This is a genomic window from Pseudomonas sp. B21-012 (assembly GCF_024749305.1).
Lineage (GTDB): Bacteria > Pseudomonadota > Gammaproteobacteria > Pseudomonadales > Pseudomonadaceae > Aquipseudomonas.
The window spans coordinates 2,628,140-2,645,412 of sequence record NZ_CP087197.1; the positions used below are offsets into that span (position 1 = coordinate 2,628,140).

Here is a 17,273-nt window from a genome sequence, read left to right on the forward strand (position 1 = left end):
ATTTTCTGGCTGCACAAAGCCCATCGCTGGCAAGATGGGCGCAGTCCGGTAGAACGAGCGTTGTATGCCCCACGCCAACGATCACACGCCATGGCAGGTTTTCCTGATCTTCCTGCGCCTGGGCCTGACGTCGTTCGGTGGCCCCGTCGCCCACCTTGGCTTTTTTCGCCAGGAGTTCGTCAGCCGTCGGCGCTGGCTGAGCGAGCGCAGCTATGCCGACCTGGTGACGCTTTGCCAGTTTCTGCCGGGCCCTGCCAGCAGCCAGGTCGGCATCGCCCTGGGCCTGTCGCGCGCAGGTTACGCCGGGGCGCTAGCGGCCTGGCTGGGATTCACCCTGCCTTCGGCGCTGGCCCTGACCCTGCTGGCCCTGGGGCTGGGCGGTTATGCCGAGGCGGTGCCGGCCGGCATCCTCCATGGCCTTAAGGTGGTGGCGGTCGCGATTGTCGCCCAGGCGGTGTGGGGCATGGCCCGCACGTTATGCGCGGATGCGCCGCGGATTGTGCTGATGCTGGCATCTGCCGGCCTGGTGCTGTTGCTGCCCGGTGCCGGGGCGCAGGTGGCGGTGATGGTTGCAGCGGCTGGCGCGGGGTTGATGCTGCTGAAACCGGGCAGCAGCGTTGTCCACGAGCCTTTGCCGATCGGGGTCAGCCAGCGCGCTGGCGGCTGGTGGTGGTTGCTGTTCTTTGCCCTGTTGCTCGGTTTGCCGCTGCTGGCCGGGCTCTGGCCCGATCCGACCTTGAGCATGATCGATGCCTTCTACCGCACCGGCGCGCTGGTGTTCGGTGGCGGACACGTGATGCTGCCACTGCTGCAGGCTGAAGTGGTGCCCACCGGCTGGGTCGGCAACGAGACGTTTGTGGCAGGTTACGGCGCTGCCCAGGCAGTGCCCGGCCCCTTGTTCACCTTTGCCGCCTTTCTTGGCGCCTCGATGCACGGGCCGCAGTCCGGCTGGCTGGGGGCGGTGCTGTGCCTGCTGGCGATCTTCACCCCGGCGTTTTTGCTGGTGTTCGCGGCGTTGCCGTTCTGGGAACGCCTGCGCCGCCACCCGCGCCTGCAGGCGGCGATGCTGGGCGTCAATGCGGCGGTGGTGGGGCTGTTGCTGGCGGCGTTGTATCAGCCGCTGTGGACCAGCGCCATTGGCCAGCCGCTGGATGTTGTCCTGGTGTTGCTGGCGCTGGTCGCACTGATGGCCTTCAAGCTGCCGCCCTGGCTGGTGGTGATCGCCTGTGGCCTGGGCGGGCAGTGCTTGAGCCTGCTCAGATAAAAATCGTGCCGCGCAGGTACAGCGCCGCCTGGCCGCTGATGATCACCCGGCCGTTGTCGAGCACTTGGCAATGCAACTGGCCTTTGCGCAGGCCGCCTTGCTCGGCGCTGAGGCTGTGCTTGCCCAGGCGCGCGGCCCAGTAGGGCGCCAGCGAAGTATGGGCAGAGCCGGTGACCGGGTCTTCATTGACGCCTACCCGCGGGCCGAACCAGCGCGAGACGAAGTCAACCTCGCGGCCCGGGGCGGTGACGGCGATGCCGCGCACGTCAAAGGCGGCCAGGGCGGCGAAGTCGGGGGCAAGCGCTGCGACCAGCGCCGGGTCGTCGACCACCACCAGGTAGTCATCGGTGCGATACAGCGCCTCGATCCGCTCAAGCCCCAGGGCCTGCAACAAACCCTCGGGCACGGCCAGCGCCTGTGGCTGGCGGGCCGGGAAGTCCATGGCCAGGCGAGCGCCGTCACGCCGAACGCGCAACTCGCCGCTGCGGGTGGCAAAGCGCAGGGTGTCGCGTTGTTCGCCCAATTGCTCGAACAGCACCCAGGCCGCCGCCAGGGTGGCGTGGCCGCACAGGTCGACTTCTACCGTCGGGGTAAACCAGCGCAGCTCGAACAGCTCGCCATTGGCGACCACGAACGCGGTTTCCGACAGGTTGTTTTCGGCAGCAATCTGCTGCAGCGTCGCGTCGGCCAGCCAGGCTTCAAGCGGGCACACCGCCGCCGGATTGCCGCCAAACGCCGTGGCTGAGAACGCGTCTACCTGGAACATTTCAAGTTGCATGAGTCATTGCTGTCCGTTGTCTGTTGCCCGGAGCTGCTCCAGGTAGTTGTAGATGGTGTAGCGGGTCACCCCGAGCGAGGCAGCGGCCTTTTCGATGCCGCCCTTGACCAGGAACAGGCCGCGTTCCTGCATCAGCCGCACCGCTTCGCGCTTTTGCGCCGTCTTCATGCCGAGCACACCGCCGGGGCAGGCGTCGTGAATGATCTCGGCCATCAGCTGTTGCAGGTCCCTGGTCTCGTCCGCCACCGGCGCGGCCGCACTGGCCAGGCCCAGCAGCCCGCCGAGCAACTGGTGCGCAGCTTCGACGGCGCTCAGATCGGCATTCACGCACAGGCTGGCAAACGGCTGCCCGCTGCTGTCGCGATAGACCACGGTAGCGCTGCGCAAGGTACGGCCGTCAGGGGCGAGGGTGGCGTAGTTGTCGACCACGATCGGCTCGCAGCTGCTGCGATCGTCCATGGCCCGGCGCACCGCGGCAAAGCCCAGATCATGACGCGGGCTGCCGAGCAGCGAATCACCGACGCGGCGCCCGGTGACATGGCCGTTGGCGATGGCGAGGATCGAGCGCTCGGGGTTAAGCAGGTCGTGCAGGACAATCTCGGTATGGTTACCGACGACCTGGCTGAGCATTTTCAGGGTGCTGTGCAGTACGCCGAGGATAAGTTGCTGTTCGTGGTTTTTTGCTGGGCAAACCTTCATCGCAGCCTTCGTGGGCGTTGGACGGTGAAGGTAGGCTATCAACGTAAATTTTAAATATCAACACTGTGTTGAATTTGTTGTTTGTAGGCGCAGCAATCGCTCGACCTGCGCCAGCTCCCAGGTACTGAGCAAGCTCACCGGATCTGTGCCCCATTGCCAGCTGTCCAGCGTGCCTTCACGGCCATCGCTGCTGCGACACGCGAGGCAATGGTGCAAGTGGCTGCCGTCGAAATCCAGGCGCAGGCGCCAGCCGTCGATGTCGATCTCAACCCCGACACGGCGCAACGGTCGAAGGCCGAGGGCGGCGTCACGCAGTTGCTGGCAAACCTCGCGGGCACTCAGGGCTGGCATCTGTTTCATTCTCAAAAGCGGGGGGCTGAGCATAAAGCCTGCCGGCGCCAGTGTCAGCCGTTGCCCGGGCTTGATCTGCGCGAGCCAAGTGCGTAGCGTCCGCGCCCTGGTCCTTTGAGAAATTGCTATGACCCTGATGGAACGACTCTTCACCTGCGCGTTGGGATTGAGCGCAATCGCCCCGGCCTTGGCCGCCGACAGCCTGGCCATTGAACACTGGACCCAGCCCAGTGGCGCGCGGGTCTACCTGTTGGCGCAAAGCCAGGCCAGCGACCTGCAGATCCAGGTCGACTTCGATGCCGGCAGCCGCCGCGACCCACAGGACCAACCGGGCCTGGCAGTGCTTGGCGCGGTCCTCGCGGTGGAAGGTGTGCACGCCCAGGGCGACGCCCCGGAACTGAACGGCAACGCGCTGCGCATGGACTGGATGCGCCTGGACAGCCAACTCAATACCCAGGTCGATGCCGACCGTTTCAGCTACATCCTGACCATTACCGACACCAACCCCCAGCGCCAGGCCGAGGCCAGCGCCTTGCTCGGCCGGCAGATTGCCGAGCCGGCCTTTGCCGGCAGTATCTGGTTTCGCGCCAAGCCCTATTACATTCGCCAGGTCAACGGTGAAACCACCAAGCGTTTTCCCGGGGTAGGGCATCGCTTTGCCCAGGCGCTGTACGGCGACCACCCTTATGCCCGCGAGCTGACGCGCCCGGGGCTGCAGCGCAACAAGCAGATCGACCTGTACGAATACGCGCTGCCGTTCGGCTATGCCCTGACCCCGGCCATGCTCGAACGTACCCGCATGGAAGATCTGCGCAGCCATTACACGGCAATGATGCTGCCGTGCCGGGCCACGGTCAGCCTGGTCGGCAAGCTTGACCGGGCCCAGGCCGATGCCGTGGCCAGCGCGGTACTGGGGCGCTTGCCGAGCGGTCAGTGCACGGCATTGCCGGCGCTGCCCAAGGTGCAGGCCCTGAGCCAGGCCAGCCACCAGCAGATCGAGCCACAGAAAGGCACAATCTGGATACAGATCGGCCAGCCGGCGGTGCCGCGTAGCGACCCGGACTTTTTCCCGTTGCTGCTGGGCAGCGACATTCTCGGTGGCGAGCACTGGCCGACGCGGCTCAATCGGGCCATCGGCCAGGCGCTTGGCGGTGATGTCAGTTGGCAGTCGGCCAGCTATTTCGCCATGGGCCAGCAAGCCGGGGCGTTTGTGATCTCTGTGGAAGTGAGCGCCGGGTACCAGCAGCAGGCCGAGCAGGCGGTTCATCAAGCGTTGGCACGCTTTGTCAGCGAAGGCCCGAGCCCGGAGGAACTGGACGAGGCCAAGGCGCGTTTGCTTGCCCATTTTGACGGTACCAGCCGCCAGCGTCTGCTTGAACACGTGGCGCAGGTCGCCTTGAACCAGCTGCCGGACGACACCCTGGTGACCTGGCGCGAGCAGCTTGAGACGGTGACGCCTGCGCAAGTAAAAGCGGCATTCCAGCGCGTCGTACAGCCGGGTAAACAGGCGACGGTGGTGGCGGGGCAGGACTACTGAGTTTACCCCGCGATCAGCCGCGCAAAAAATCCGGGGTATTGAAATTGCTCAGGCGCGGGTCTCCCTCGGCGCACTCCAGCGCCCGCAGCGGATGCTGGCGCAAGGTTCGCTGCACCCCCCGGTCGCCGGCGTCCCAGGCTTGCTGCAAGTCGCTGCGCAAGGCGCAGGGGATCAGGCTGAACATCGGCTGCCAGTAACCACCCTGGCGAATCATCGCCGGTTGCTGCTGGTCATTGGCCAGGTTCATCAGCTCAAGGATCAGTGCCTGGTCAATCAGTGGCGCATCGCAGGCCAGCACCAGTATCCAGTCGTGGCGCGCCACTGCAAGCCCGGCCAGTACTCCGGCCAGCGGCCCGGGGAAGTCCGCCTCGGCGTCGCCGACCAGTTGATCGGCATAGGCCCGGTAGCGGTCCTGGTTGCGGTTGCAGGAGATGATCAGGTCGTCGGTCAGCGGCCGCACCACGGCGTGGATGTGGGCGATCAGCGGCTGGCCCTGCCAGTCGAGCAGGCCTTTGTCCTGGCCGCCCATGCGCTGGCCACGGCCACCGGCAAGAATGAGGATGGAGCAGGGAGGCGGGGCGGCGGGCATGGTCAGGGTTCCTGGCAGTATCAGCCGCTCACCTTCCCATGCACGCCGCGGTCTGTCCAGATCAGCTGTCGCTGGCTTCTGGCGCAGGGGCTTGAGCCTTGGCCCGGCGTTTGCCGGTCAGGCGCATCACCACAACAAAGAACACCGGCACGAACACCACCGCCAGGGTGGCGCTGAGCATGCCGCCGATCACCCCGGTACCGATCGCCTGCTGGCTGGCGGAGCTTGCGCCGCTGGCAATTGCCAGGGGCACCACGCCGAGGATGAATGCCAGCGAGGTCATGACGATCGGCCGCAGGCGCAGGCGCGCCGCCTGCACGGTGGCATCGACCAGGTCGTGGCCTTCATCGACCAGGCTCTTGGCGAACTCGATGATGAGGATGGCGTTCTTCGCCGACAGGCCGATCAGGGTGATCAGGCCGACCTTGAAGAACACATCGTTGGGCATGCCGCGCAGGCTCACCGCAATCACCGCGCCGAGCACCCCCAGCGGTACCACCAGCAGCACCGAGGTCGGGATCGACCAGCTCTCGTACAAGGCCGCCAGGCACAGGAACACCACCAGCAGCGACAAGGCCATGAGGATCGGCGCCTGGGAGCCGGACAAGCGCTCCTGCAGCGACAGCCCGGTCCATTCCAGGCCCATGCCCAAGGGCAGTTGGTCGACCAGGCGCTGGATCTCGTTCATCGCCTCGCCGGAGCTGTAGCCCGGTGCCGGCTCGCCCGACACGGCAATCGCCGGGTAGCCGTTGTAGCGGGTCAGCTGCACGGGGCCGGTGATCCACTTGGCCTGGACGAACGCCGACAGGGGCACCATCTTGCCGCTGCTGTTGCGCACGTGAATTTTCAGCAGGTCATCGACCTGGCTGCGCTGGTCGCCTTCGGCCTGCACCACCACGCGCTGCATGCGCCCCTGGTTGGGGAAGTCGTTGACGTAGTTGGAACCCACCGCAGTGTTGAGCACGTTGCCGATATCGGCAAACGATACGCCCAGGGCGTTGGCCTGCTTGCGGTCGACTTCCAGCTGCACCTGCGGGCTTTCGGCCAGGGCGCTTTCGCGCACGTTGACCAGCACCGGGCTCTTCTCGGCGGCGGCGAGCAACTGGTCACGCGCCGCCATCAGGCCGGCATGGCCGAGGCCACCGCGGTCCTGCAGGCGGAACTCGAATCCGCTGGAAGTGCCCAGGCCGTCCACCGGCGGTGGCAGCACCGAATAGGCGATGGCGTCCTTGAGCTGGCTGAAGGCGGCGTTGGCGCGGTCGGCGATCGATTGCGCGCTGTCGTCGCTGCCGCGTTCGGACCAGTCCTTGAGGGTAGTGAATGCCAGCGCCGCGTTCTGGCCGTTGCCAGAGAAGCTGAAACCGAGAATCAGCGTGCTGTTGCCCACGCCAGGTTCGGTGGCGTTGTGCGCCTCGATTTGCGCCGCCACCTGTTCGGTGCGGGCGCGGCTGGCCCCCGGCGGCAGCTGGATGTCGGTGATGGTGTAGCCCTGGTCTTCGGTGGGCAGGAACGAGGAGGGCAACTGGCTGAAGCCGTACACCAGCCCGGCCACCAGCACCGCGTAGACCAGCAGGTAGCGACCGCTGCGCTTGAGGGCCTGGATCACCCAGCGCTGGTAGCCGTTGGTCATGCTCTCGAAGCGGCGGTTGAACCAGCCGAAGAAGCCGGTTTTTTCGTGGTGCGAACCCTTGGCAATCGGCTTGAGCAAGGTCGCGCACAGGGCCGGGGTCAGGCTCAGGGCGAGGAACGCCGAGAACAGGATCGACACTGCCATCGACACCGAGAACTGCTGATAGATGACCCCCACCGAGCCTTTCATGAAGGCCATCGGCAGGAATACCGCCACCAGTACCAGGGTGATGCCGACGATGGCGCCGCTGATCTGGCTCATGGCCTTTTTGGTCGCCTCGCGCGGCGCCAGGCCTTCCTCGCTCATGATCCGCTCGACGTTCTCGACCACGACGATGGCGTCGTCCACCAGGATACCGATGGCCAATACCATGCCGAACAGGGTCAGGACGTTGACCGAGAAGCCCAGCGACAGCATCACCGCAAAGGTGCCCATCAGCGCCACCGGTACCACCAGGGTCGGGATCAGCGTGTAGCGGATGTTCTGCAGGAACAGGAACATCACCGCGAACACCAGGGCCATGGCTTCGAGCAGGGTGGTGATCACCTGCTGGATCGAGACCTTGACGAACGGCGAGGTGTCGTAGGGGATGTCGAACTTGGCCCCCGGCGGCAGGTAGCGCGACAGCTCGCTGAGCTTGGCTTGCACCAGGGTCGCGGTTTCCATGGCGTTGGCGCCGGGCGACAGCTGCACGCTGAAGGCACTGGTCGGCTTGCCGTTGAGGCGGGTGCCGTACTGGTACTCCTGGCTGCCGATCTCGACCCGGGCGACATCGCCAATGGTCACGGTCGAGCCATCGGGGTTGGCGCGCAGGACGATGTCCTGGAACTCCTGGACGGTGCTGAGCTGGCCCTTGATCACCACGTTGGCAGTGATTTCCTGGGTGCCGGTGCCCGGCAGGTCGCCGATGCTGCCCGGCGCCACCTGGGCGTTCTGCGCGGCAATGGCCTCGTTGACGTCATCGGGGGTGAGGTTGAAGCCGATCAGCCTGGCCGGGTCGATCCAGATGCGCATGGCCCGCTCCGAACCATACAGCTGGGCCTTGCCGACACCCTTGAGGCGGCGGATCTCGTTCATCACGTTGCGGGCGAGAAAATCGCTCAGGGTGACTTCGTCAAGGCTGCCGTCCATGGCCGTGAGGGTCACCATCAGCAGGAAGCCGGTGGAGACTTTCTCGACCTGCAGGCCTTGCTGGGTGACCGGGCGCGGCAAGCGCGACTCGACCACTTTAAGGCGGTTCTGCACATCGACCTGGGCCAGGTCCGGGTTGGTGCCCGGTTCGAAGGTGGCGGTGATGGTGGCGCTGCCCAGGCTGCTTTGCGAGCTGAAATAGAGCAGGTTGTCGGCACCGTTGAGCTCTTCCTCGATCAGGCTGACCACGCTGTCGTCGATGGTCTGCGCCGAGGCACCCGGGTACACGGCGTAGATTTCCACCTGCGGCGGCGCCACGTCGGGGTACTGGGCCACCGGCAATTGCGGGATGGCCAGGGCGCCGGCAAGCAGGATGAACAAGGCGACCACCCAGGCGAACACCGGGCGGTCAATGAAAAACTGCGGCATGAATCAGGCCCTCACTGGCCGTTGGACTGAACGATGGGGAGGGCGTCCTTGCCCGCGTTGTCGACCTCTACCTGGTCGCCGGGGCTGATGTGCTGCAGGCCTTCGACCACCACCCGGTCACCGGGGGCCAGGCCTTCGCTGACGATCCAGCGGTCGTTCTGCACACTGCCCAGCACCACCGGGCGTTCGCTGACGCGCTGTTCGCCATCGACCAGCATGACCTTCGGCTTGCCGGCGCTGTCGCGCAGGATGGCCCGCTGCGGCACGCTGATGCCTTGCTGCTTGACCGCCTGCTCCAGGCGCACGCGGATGAAGCTGCCCGGCAGCAGGTCGAGGTCGGGGTTGGGGAACTCGCTGCGCAGGGTGATCTGGCCGGTGCTCGGGTCGACGCTGATGTCCGAGAACAGCAGTTTGCCCGGCAGCGGGTAGGGCGTGCCGTCGTCCTGGATCAGCGTCGCGCTGGCCTGGTCCTGGCCCACCTGCTGCAGTTCGCCGGCACGCAGGGCGCGGCGCAGGGCATTGAGTTCGCGGGTCGACTGGGTGACGTCGGCATGGATCGGGTCGAGCTGCTGGATGGTCGCCAGCGGTGTGGTTTCGTTCTGCCCGACCAATGCCCCTTCGGTCACCAGGGCGCGGCCGATGCGTCCGGAAATCGGCGCGGTGACGGTGGCGTAACCGAGGTTGAGCCTGGCTCGCTCAAGCGCCGCCTTGGCCGCGGCGACGTCGGCATCGGCCTGCAGGAAGGCGGCGCGGGCATCGTCGTGCTGCTGGCGGCTGATGGCATTGATGGCGATCAGTTCGCGGTAACGCTGATCCTGCAGGCGCGCCTGGTAGCGCGTGGCCTCGGCGCGGGCCAGGGCGGCGCGGGCACTGTCGAAGTCGGCCTGGAACGGCGCCGGGTCGATGCGAAACAGCACATCGCCCTGTTTGACGTCGCTGCCTTCGCGGTACACGCGCTTGAGCACCACGCCGGCCACCCGCGCGCGCACTTCGGCAGTGCGCGGGGCGAGGATGCGGCCATTGAGCTCGGTGGTGATTGCCAGCGGCTGCACCTGCACGGTCTCGACCCGCACTGCGCTGGGCGGGGCCTTTTCTTCGGCAGGCGATTTGTCGTCGCAGGCGCTCAGGGCGAAAGTGATCAACAACAGCGGCGCCAGGGCGCGCAGACGGGCGGGACTTGAACTGGACATGCGGATCTTCCGAAAATGACCCGGCAATGCTAAGGCAGGCGACCGACGGGCAACAGTTAAGCTGTGTAGGCCATGTGTAAAAAAGTGTGAAGCTTTATCCTGCGAGCGCGTGAGCTCTTATATCCTGCCTGACTTTCCCAGCCTGTCAAACTGCCCATGCCCAATATTCTCCTGGTCGAAGACGACTGCGCCTTGTCCGAACTGATCGCCAGCTACTTGCAGCGCAACGACTTCAGCGTCAGCGTGATTGCCCGTGGCGATCACGTGCTGGCCGAGGCGCGGCGCAACAAACCGGACCTGGTGATCCTCGACCTGATGCTGCCGGGCCTCGACGGCCTGCAGGTGTGCCGGCTGTTGCGCGCCGAGTCCCAGGCCCTGCCGATCCTCATGCTGACCGCCCGCGACGATAGCCACGACCAGGTGCTGGGCCTGGAAATGGGCGCCGACGACTACGTGACCAAACCGTGCGAGCCACGGGTGCTGCTGGCGCGGATACGCACCTTGCTGCGCCGCAGCAGCATCAACGAGCCACGCCTTGAGAGCGACCTGATCGTGGTCGGCGGCCTGCGCATCGACCTGGCCGAGCGCAATGTGTTCTGGCGCGAGCAGCCGGTGGAGCTGTCCAGCGGCGAGTTCAACCTGCTGGTGGTGCTGGCGCGCAATGCCGGGGTGGTGCTCAGCCGCGACCGCATCCTCCAGCAACTGCGCGGCATCGAGTTCAACGGCACCGACCGCTCGGTGGACGTGGCGATTTCCAAGCTGCGGCGCAAGTTCGACGACAGCGCGGGCGAGGCGCGCAAGATCAAGACCGTGTGGGGCAAGGGGTATCTGTTCAGCCGGGTCGAGTGGGAGTTCTAGCGGCTCATGCTGAAAATCCTTATCCGCCTGTACCTGATCACCATCGTCGCCTATGCCGGGGCGATCTTTTTGATTCCCGATGCCATCGTTGGCGCCTTTCACCAGCGTTTCATTGCCTACAACCTTGACCAGGCCCGTGGCGTGCAACGCTTGATCGTCAAGCAGTTCGAACAGTTGCCGAGCAGTGAGTGGCCGGCCAAGGCCAAGGAACTGGCGGCGGATTTCGCCCCGCTGGAAATCCAATTGCGCCGCCAGGACCAGATTGGCCTCAGCTATGCGGAGCGTGATCGCCTCAAGGCCGGCCTGAACGTGGTGCGCCTGGGCGACTGGGGCTACTACGAGACCGCCCTGGCGCCACTGGACGACACCTGGCTGGTGGAACTGAGCAATCCGCCCGATCCTCTGGACATCAGCCTGCTGTCCTGGGTGGTGACCGTGCTGATCGGCGCCGCCTTGCTCGGCTGCCTGCTGTTCTGGGTCTGGCCGCACTGGCGCGACCTTGAACGGCTCAAGGAAACCGCCCGGCGCCTGGGCCAGGGCGAGCTGTCGCAGCGCACGCATATTCCGCCGCGCTCGAACATCGGCGAACTGGCCCAGGTGTTCGACACCATGGCCCAGGACGTCGAACGCCTGCTGACCCAGCAGCGCGAACTGCTCAATGCCGTGTCCCATGAGCTGCGCACGCCGCTGACGCGCCTGGATTTTGGCCTGGTGCTGCTGTTTGACGAAGTCCCGCCCAACTGCCGCAAGCGCCTGCTGGAGCTGGTCGGGCATGTGCGCGAGCTGGATGAACTGGTGCTCGAGCTGCTGTCCTACAGCCGCCTGCAGAACGCCGACCAGGCCCGTGAACGGGTCGAGGTGTCGCTGCTGGAGCTGGTCGACAGCATCCTCGGCAGCTTTGCCGAAGAGCTCGATGGCCGTGGCATCGAATGGCAGGTGCGCGCCGACGACAACCTGCCGCGCTTCATCCTCGACCCACGGCTGACCGCCCGTGCCTTGCAGAACCTGGTGCGCAACGCTATGCGCTACTGCGACGGGCAGATCCTCCTGCGCCTGAGCCTCGACCCCCAGGGCCATTGCCTGCTGACCGTGGAGGACAACGGCATCGGCATCCCCCACGACCAGCGCGAGCTGATCTTCCAGCCGTTCTACCGCCTGGACCGCAGCCGCGACCGTACCACCGGCGGCTTCGGCCTGGGCCTGGCGATCAGCCGCCGGGCCATCGAAGGCCAAGGCGGCACCCTGACGGTCGGGCAGTCGGCGCTGGGCGGTGCGCAGTTCAAGATCAGGCTGCCGCGCGGCTAGCGGCGCGGGCGCAAGTCGCGCCAGTGCTGCTCGACGTAGTCCAGGCACAGCGCTTTGCGCTGCGGGCCGAACACCGCCTGCCAGCCGGGCGGGCAGGGCAGGTAGGCGGGCCACAGGCTGTGCTGGTGCAAGTGATTGCGCAGCACCTGGAATTGCCCTTGCGGGTTGTCGAATGGGCCGTTCATGGGTTCACCTCCTGGGCACGGCGGGCGGTTTCGCTGGCCTGCAGGGCCCTGGCCAGCAGCGGTGCGATCTGCGCCACGGCGTCGGCACGCAGCATGTTTTCGTGCATGCAGGCAATATCGTGGACCTGCAACCGGCCATCGACGTGGGCGCGCCAGTGCTCGGGGTCTTGCCACAGGGCGTCACGCAGCCCTTCGGTAGCGCGCAGGAACAACACCTCGCCGGCAAACACCTGCGGTTTGAAACGCTCCATCAACGGCACGGTCTGGCGCACTTCATCGCAGAAGGCCTGGACGATCGCGCCTTCCAGATTGAGCACTTCGGCCAGGTAACGGCGCTGCTCGGCGATCGGTTGCAAGGGCTGGCTGAAGTCTGCCGGGCTGTTGGTCAGGGTGCCGATCAGTAGGGCCAGCAGCTGTTGGTCGCTCAGTTGCGGGACCTGGCTGTGAGGTTGCAGCGGGTAGCCGTCGAGCAGCGCCAGCAGTGCCACAGACTCGCCCTCGCGCTGCAGCAAGGTCGCCACGGCGTGGGCGACATGGCAGCCGAATGACCAGCCGAGCAAATGGTACGGGCCAACCGGCTGGACCTTGCGGATCTGCGCCAGGTAGTCGCTGGCGCAGGCTTCGACGCTCTGCGGGCGCAGCCCCGGGTTGCGCAGGCCGCGAGCCTGCAGGGCATACAGCGGGCGGTCGGGCAGGTAACCACTGAGCGCCGCGTAAGGCCAGCCCAGGCCGCCGCCCGGCGGCAGGCAGAACAGCGGCGCCTGGCTGCCCTCGCTGCGCAGCTCCAGCAGCACCGTGAACGGGTCGCCAGGGCGGGCCAGGTCCGCGCTGCGCTGGAGCTGCTCGGCAAACTGGTGCAGCACCGGGCGGGTGAACAGATCGGTGGGCATCACTTCTATGCCCAGTTGCTGGCGCAAGCGTGCGGCGACTTGCACTGCCAGGATCGAATGGCCGCCCAGTTCGAAGAAGTGACTGTTGCGGTCGATGCCCTGGCGCTGCAGCAGTTCACTCCAGATCTGCACCAAGGCCTGTTCGAGCGGGCCTTGCGCAGGCTCGGCGGGGCGTTGTGCCTGCAGGTGCTGCGCCGGCACCGGCAGCGCCCGGCGGTCGAGCTTGCCATTGGCGGTGCACGGCAGTTGCGCCAGCACCACAAATACCTTGGGCACCATGTACTCGGGCAGGCGCTCGCCCAGGTAATAGCCAAGCTGGCCCAGGTCCAGCGCCTGTTCACCGGCCAGCACCAGGTAGGCCACCAGTTGTTGCTGGCCGGGGCAGTCTTCGCGCACCTGCACCGTACAGCGGGCAATCTGCGGATGGCTGGCCAGCAGGTGCTCGATCTCGCCGAGCTCGATGCGCAGGCCGCGCAGCTTGACCTGCTGATCAACCCGCCCGAGGTATTCAAGCTGGCCGTCGGCGCGCCACAGTGCCAGGTCGCCGGTACGGTACAGGCGGCTGCCGGGCGGCCCGAACGGGTTGGCGACAAAGCGCTCGGCGGTCAGCCCCGGGCGGCGGTGATAACCCCGGGCCAGGCCGATGCCGCCCAGGTACAGCTCGCCAGGGCTGCCGATTGCCTGCTGGTGCAGGCTGCTGTCGAGTACATAGGCCTGCAGGTTGGCGATCGGTTGGCCGATCGGCACGCTGTGGCTACCATCGTCGCGACAAGTCCAGTGGCTGACATCGATGGCCGCTTCGGTGGGGCCATAGAGGTTGTGCAGGGCGGTGTTGGGCAGCGCCTGCAGCACCTGGTGCTGCAGCTCGGCGGGCAGCGCTTCGCCGCTGCAGATGATGTGCCGCAGGCTTTGGCCCTGGCCGGGTTGGAGCTCGGGCACAAACACCTGCAGCATCGACGGCACGAAGTGCAGGGTGGTGACCTGGTAGCGCTCGATCAGCGCCAGCAACTGTTGCGGGTCGCGGTGGGCCCCGGGCTCGGCGATGGCCAGGCGGGCACCGCTCATCAACGGCCAGAAGAACTCCCAGACCGACACGTCAAAGCCACAAGGGGTCTTCTGCAGCACAGTGTCGGCGCTCGTCAACGGGTAGGCCGCCTGCATCCACATCAACCGGTTGTACAAGGCTTCATGGCTGTTGCCGGCACCCTTGGGCTGGCCGGTGGAGCCGGAGGTGTAGATCAGGTAGGCGAGGTTGCTGCCTTGCACGTGGCTGAGGGGGGGATCGTCGTTGCCGTGCTCATCGTCCAGCAGGTCATCGAGCATCAGTTCAGGGGCAAGATTGGCGCCAAGGCCGCTGTACGCCTGCGCTGTCAGCAACAACTGGACTGCGCTGTCCTCGATCATGAAGCGCAGTCGCTCGCGCGGCAGCTCCAGGTCCAGCGGCACATAAGCGGCGCCGGCCTTGAGGATGGCCAGCAGGCCGATCACCAGTTCCAGCGAGCGCGGCATGGCGATGGCGACCAGGCTGTCGGCGCCGATGCCGTGCTGTTGCAGACGATTGGCCAGGCGATTGGCCTGCTGGTTCAGGCGCCCGTAGCTGAGCTGCTGGTTGGCGAACAGCAGCGCGCAGGCATCGGGTGTGCGCCGGGCCTGCTGTTCGATCAGTTGGCTGACCGGCTGCCACGGCGAGTAGTCCACCGCGGTGCGGTTCCAGGCGTGCAACTGCTGGTGCTGTTCGTCGCTCAGCAGTTCGATGCGGGCAACCATCTGTTGGGGCTGTTCGATCAGCGCGTCGAACACCTTGAGCAGGCGCTGCTGGTGTTCGGCCAGTGCCTGGGCGCTGTAAAGCCCGGGGTTGGCGTCGAAATCGAACTGCAGGTCCTGGCCCAGGCCGCGCTCATAGAAGAAGATGCCCAAATCGTCGGTGGTGCCGTTGGACAGGTTGCGTGCGCGGGTAGGGTGGCCGTCGAAGGCAATGGCGTAGTCGAAGGGCTCGATATTGACCAGGGTGGTGAACAGCTGCTGATGAGCCCCGTGCAGGCCCAGGTCGTTGCGCAGGTGCTCGTAGCGGTATGACTGGTGGCGCAGCAACTGGCGCATTTGCCGCGATACCTCCTGGACCAGCTCGGCCAGGTTCATGTCCGGGCGCATGCTCAGGCGCATCGGCATGGCGTTGGCGACCATGCCCGGCACCTGGCGCATGCGTGCGTTGCGCCGGGCGCTGAGCGGCACACCGATGACCATGTCCTGGTTGCCGGTGGCCCGATAGAGGTAGGCGGCGGTGGCGGCGGTGAGGATCTGCGGCAAGGTGCTGCCCAGTTCGCTGGCGCGCTGGCGCAGGGCGTCGACCCTGGCCGCGGGCAGGTGGGCGGTGCGGCGCAGCAGGCCGTCGTGGTTGAGGGTGCGCTGGCGCGCCAGGCTCATCGGCGCCGGCAGGTCGGCGAAGCGCTGCATCCAGTACTCGCGGTCACGCTGAAAGCGCTCCGACTGGCGATACTCGCTGTCTTGTTCGGCCAGTTCGCTGATCGGCAGCAAGGCGCTGGCGGCGGACACCGGCTGGCCTTCGCCGAGGGCCTGGTAGGTGTCGGCCAGGCGCCGCACCAGCAACCCGGCGCCAAAGCCGTCGAGGATGATGTGGTGCGGGCGCTGGTACCAGACAAAATGTGCCGGGCCCAGCTTGAGCAGCGCCGACATCCACAGCGGGTCGCAGCCCAGGTCGACGCGGCGCTGGATGTCGTCATGCATCCAGGCATCGGCACTGGCCCGTGGATCATCCGCCGTGCTGAAGTCGAGAAACGGCAGTTCCCCCCTGAATCGCGGGGCCAGCAGTTGCCGCGGGCCTTCGGCGCTGTCAACGAAGTTCAGCCGCACCGCTTCGGCCTCATCAGCCACTCGGCGCAGGGCGGTCATGAAGCGCTCGACGTCCACCGCGCCAAATATGTCGACGGACTCCGCCAGGTTCATGTTGGTCTGGGGTGGGGCAAGCTGGGCGTTGAACCACATGCACAGTTGGCCTGCGGTCAAGGGGTGGCCGGTTTCGCTGGTGATCTTCGAATCCATTCGAGTGTTCCTCTGTCCGGGTTTGCGCGAAATTGCAGCGTAGAGCGGCGCAAATGATCTGCAAGTGCACGCGGACGGGGGCTTTGAGAGGCAGCGCAAGGGGGCTTGGCGATGACCGGCAGAGCACTACTACAGCCGCTGTGACGGCACGATTGCAGCCTTTACCGGCAGGATGGTCGCGGTTGGCCGCAGGCTTGCACTCGCTGCCAGGCGGCTCGGCAGGGGTGGCGGGAGCATCTCGGCGAAGGCGCGGCGCCATTGGCGGCCGCCGCGAAGGGCTGAAGGCTTACAATCCGAGAGGCTCGCGCCACAGCACGTAGCGGTCCTTGCCACTGCGCTTGGCCTCGTACAACGCCTGGTCGGCCTTGACCAGGGCGTTGCTCAGGGTGTCTTCGGCGAGGATTTGCGCCAGGCCGATACTGATGGTCACCGGATGCTCGGCGACTTCGTCACGGACCCGCCGACACAGGGCGTCGATGCGCCGTTCGGCGTCGGCCTGGTTGAGCCCCCAGACGTAGATCACGAACTCTTCACCGCCCAGCCGTGCGTACTCGAATTCGCTCATCGAGGCCTTGATGCTGGCGGCGATGCGCTTGAGCACCACGTCGCCGATGTCGTGGCCGAACTGGTCGTTGACCTTCTTGAAGTTGTCGATGTCGATCATCGCCAGGTAGCGCGTGGGGGCCGCGTCCTGCTGCAGGTGTTTTTCGGCCTTGGCCATGAACGAACGGCGGTTGGGGATCTCGGTCAGGGCATCGACGTAGGCTTGCTCGAGCAGCAGCTTGGCCATGTAGAAGTTGTACAGCTTGGCCCGGCGCATCTTCAGGTAGCTGTACAGGGTCAGGCCGTTGAGAAACACCGCATAGCAGACGAACATGCTGCCACGCAGCTCGAACAGGTGCATGTCCGGGACCTGGAACGGGTTGAGGTTGACCCAGGTCACCAGCATCGTCGCCAGGAACGACCAGCGCCGCACCGGCAGCACCGACACGCTGTACAGCACACTCGAGGCGCCGAGCACCATCCAGGCCGGGCGCAGCGCTTGCGGCAGGCCGTCGATCACCAGGCGCACCGCCAGGGTGATCACGGCGATGAACACCAGGTTGAGCACATCGAAATGCGCCGCCTTGCGGACGAAGCCGAGGATGATGGTGAGCATGCCCATCACCGCGATGAACAGCGCCGACAGCCAGGTCAGGCCCTGATGGCCCTGGTAGCTGACGATCAGGTCGAACAGAATCCAGATCCCCAGGCTCAGCACGAACACCAGCAAGCTGAACGACTTCAGGCTTTCGAAGTCGTGCTGGCGGAATTCTTCGCGCAGTTGCGGCGGTGCGACGTTCCTGCGCACTTGCTGTTCGATGGTCTTGTACATGG

Annotated in this window: 13 protein-coding genes; 4 read left to right on the forward strand and 9 right to left on the reverse strand. The window is 66.0% G+C overall.

What is annotated here, in order from left to right:
• Positions 1-64: 64 nt before the first annotated feature.
• Positions 65-1,264, forward strand: coding sequence for a chromate efflux transporter (gene chrA / locus LOY37_RS12095; RefSeq protein ID WP_258716996.1), 1,200 nt, complete (start codon positions 65-67; stop codon positions 1,262-1,264).
• Here the strand turns inward: chrA and LOY37_RS12100 are convergent.
• From LOY37_RS12100 to LOY37_RS12110, 3 genes are read right to left on the reverse strand one after another with little or no spacing between them, the layout of a single operon-like run.
• Positions 1,257-2,042, reverse strand: coding sequence for a PhzF family phenazine biosynthesis protein (locus LOY37_RS12100; protein WP_258716997.1), 786 nt, complete (start codon positions 2,040-2,042; stop codon positions 1,257-1,259). The two genes, chrA and LOY37_RS12100, sit on opposite strands and share 8 nt — an antisense overlap.
• A 3-nt stretch (positions 2,043-2,045) precedes the next feature.
• Positions 2,046-2,741 (reverse strand): transcriptional regulator, encoded by a 696-nt coding sequence (locus tag LOY37_RS12105; protein WP_213601468.1) that lies wholly within the window; start codon positions 2,739-2,741, stop codon positions 2,046-2,048.
• A gap of 57 nt (positions 2,742-2,798) precedes the next feature.
• A complete protein-coding gene (locus LOY37_RS12110; protein WP_258716998.1) occupies positions 2,799-3,092 on the reverse strand; it encodes a hypothetical protein in 294 nt (97 codons plus the stop codon).
• 136 nt (positions 3,093-3,228) lie between these two features.
• Between LOY37_RS12110 and LOY37_RS12115 the strand changes: the two genes are divergently transcribed.
• Positions 3,229-4,629 (forward strand): pitrilysin family protein, encoded by a 1,401-nt coding sequence (locus LOY37_RS12115; protein WP_258716999.1) that lies wholly within the window; start codon positions 3,229-3,231, stop codon positions 4,627-4,629.
• Between the two features lie 13 nt (positions 4,630-4,642).
• Here the strand turns inward: LOY37_RS12115 and mobA are convergent, their stop codons facing one another.
• The 3 genes from mobA to LOY37_RS12130 form a co-directional block, all read right to left on the reverse strand.
• Positions 4,643-5,218: a molybdenum cofactor guanylyltransferase MobA gene (gene mobA / locus LOY37_RS12120; RefSeq protein WP_093383449.1), complete on the reverse strand. Its 576-nt coding sequence runs from the start codon at positions 5,216-5,218 to the stop codon at positions 4,643-4,645.
• A gap of 61 nt (positions 5,219-5,279) precedes the next feature.
• Entirely contained in the window at positions 5,280-8,408 is a 3,129-nt protein-coding gene (locus LOY37_RS12125) for an efflux RND transporter permease subunit (RefSeq protein WP_093383444.1), read from the reverse strand.
• 11 nt (positions 8,409-8,419) lie between these two features.
• Entirely contained in the window at positions 8,420-9,598 is a 1,179-nt protein-coding gene (locus LOY37_RS12130; protein ID WP_093383439.1) for an efflux RND transporter periplasmic adaptor subunit, read from the reverse strand.
• Positions 9,599-9,754: 156 nt separating this feature from the next.
• Between LOY37_RS12130 and LOY37_RS12135 the strand changes: the two genes are divergently transcribed.
• Complete coding sequence (locus LOY37_RS12135) at positions 9,755-10,456, forward strand: response regulator transcription factor (RefSeq protein WP_045198685.1); 702 nt, start codon at positions 9,755-9,757, stop codon at positions 10,454-10,456.
• A gap of 6 nt (positions 10,457-10,462) precedes the next feature.
• On the forward strand, positions 10,463-11,761 hold the full coding sequence (locus LOY37_RS12140) for an ATP-binding protein (RefSeq protein WP_258717000.1): 1,299 nt from the start codon (positions 10,463-10,465) through the stop codon (positions 11,759-11,761).
• Here LOY37_RS12140 and LOY37_RS12145 read toward each other — a convergent pair.
• The 3 genes from LOY37_RS12145 to LOY37_RS12155 form a co-directional block, all read right to left on the reverse strand.
• On the reverse strand, positions 11,758-11,946 hold the full coding sequence (locus tag LOY37_RS12145; protein ID WP_258717001.1) for an MbtH family protein: 189 nt from the start codon (positions 11,944-11,946) through the stop codon (positions 11,758-11,760). The genes LOY37_RS12140 and LOY37_RS12145 overlap by 4 nt on opposite strands.
• Positions 11,943-15,896, reverse strand: coding sequence for an amino acid adenylation domain-containing protein (locus tag LOY37_RS12150; protein ID WP_258717002.1), 3,954 nt, complete (start codon positions 15,894-15,896; stop codon positions 11,943-11,945). The genes LOY37_RS12145 and LOY37_RS12150 overlap by 4 nt, the downstream gene beginning before the upstream one ends.
• Positions 15,897-16,182: 286 nt before the next feature.
• Positions 16,183-17,271, reverse strand: coding sequence for a diguanylate cyclase (locus LOY37_RS12155; RefSeq protein WP_258717003.1), 1,089 nt, complete (start codon positions 17,269-17,271; stop codon positions 16,183-16,185).
• Between the last annotated feature and the right edge of the window lie 2 nt (positions 17,272-17,273).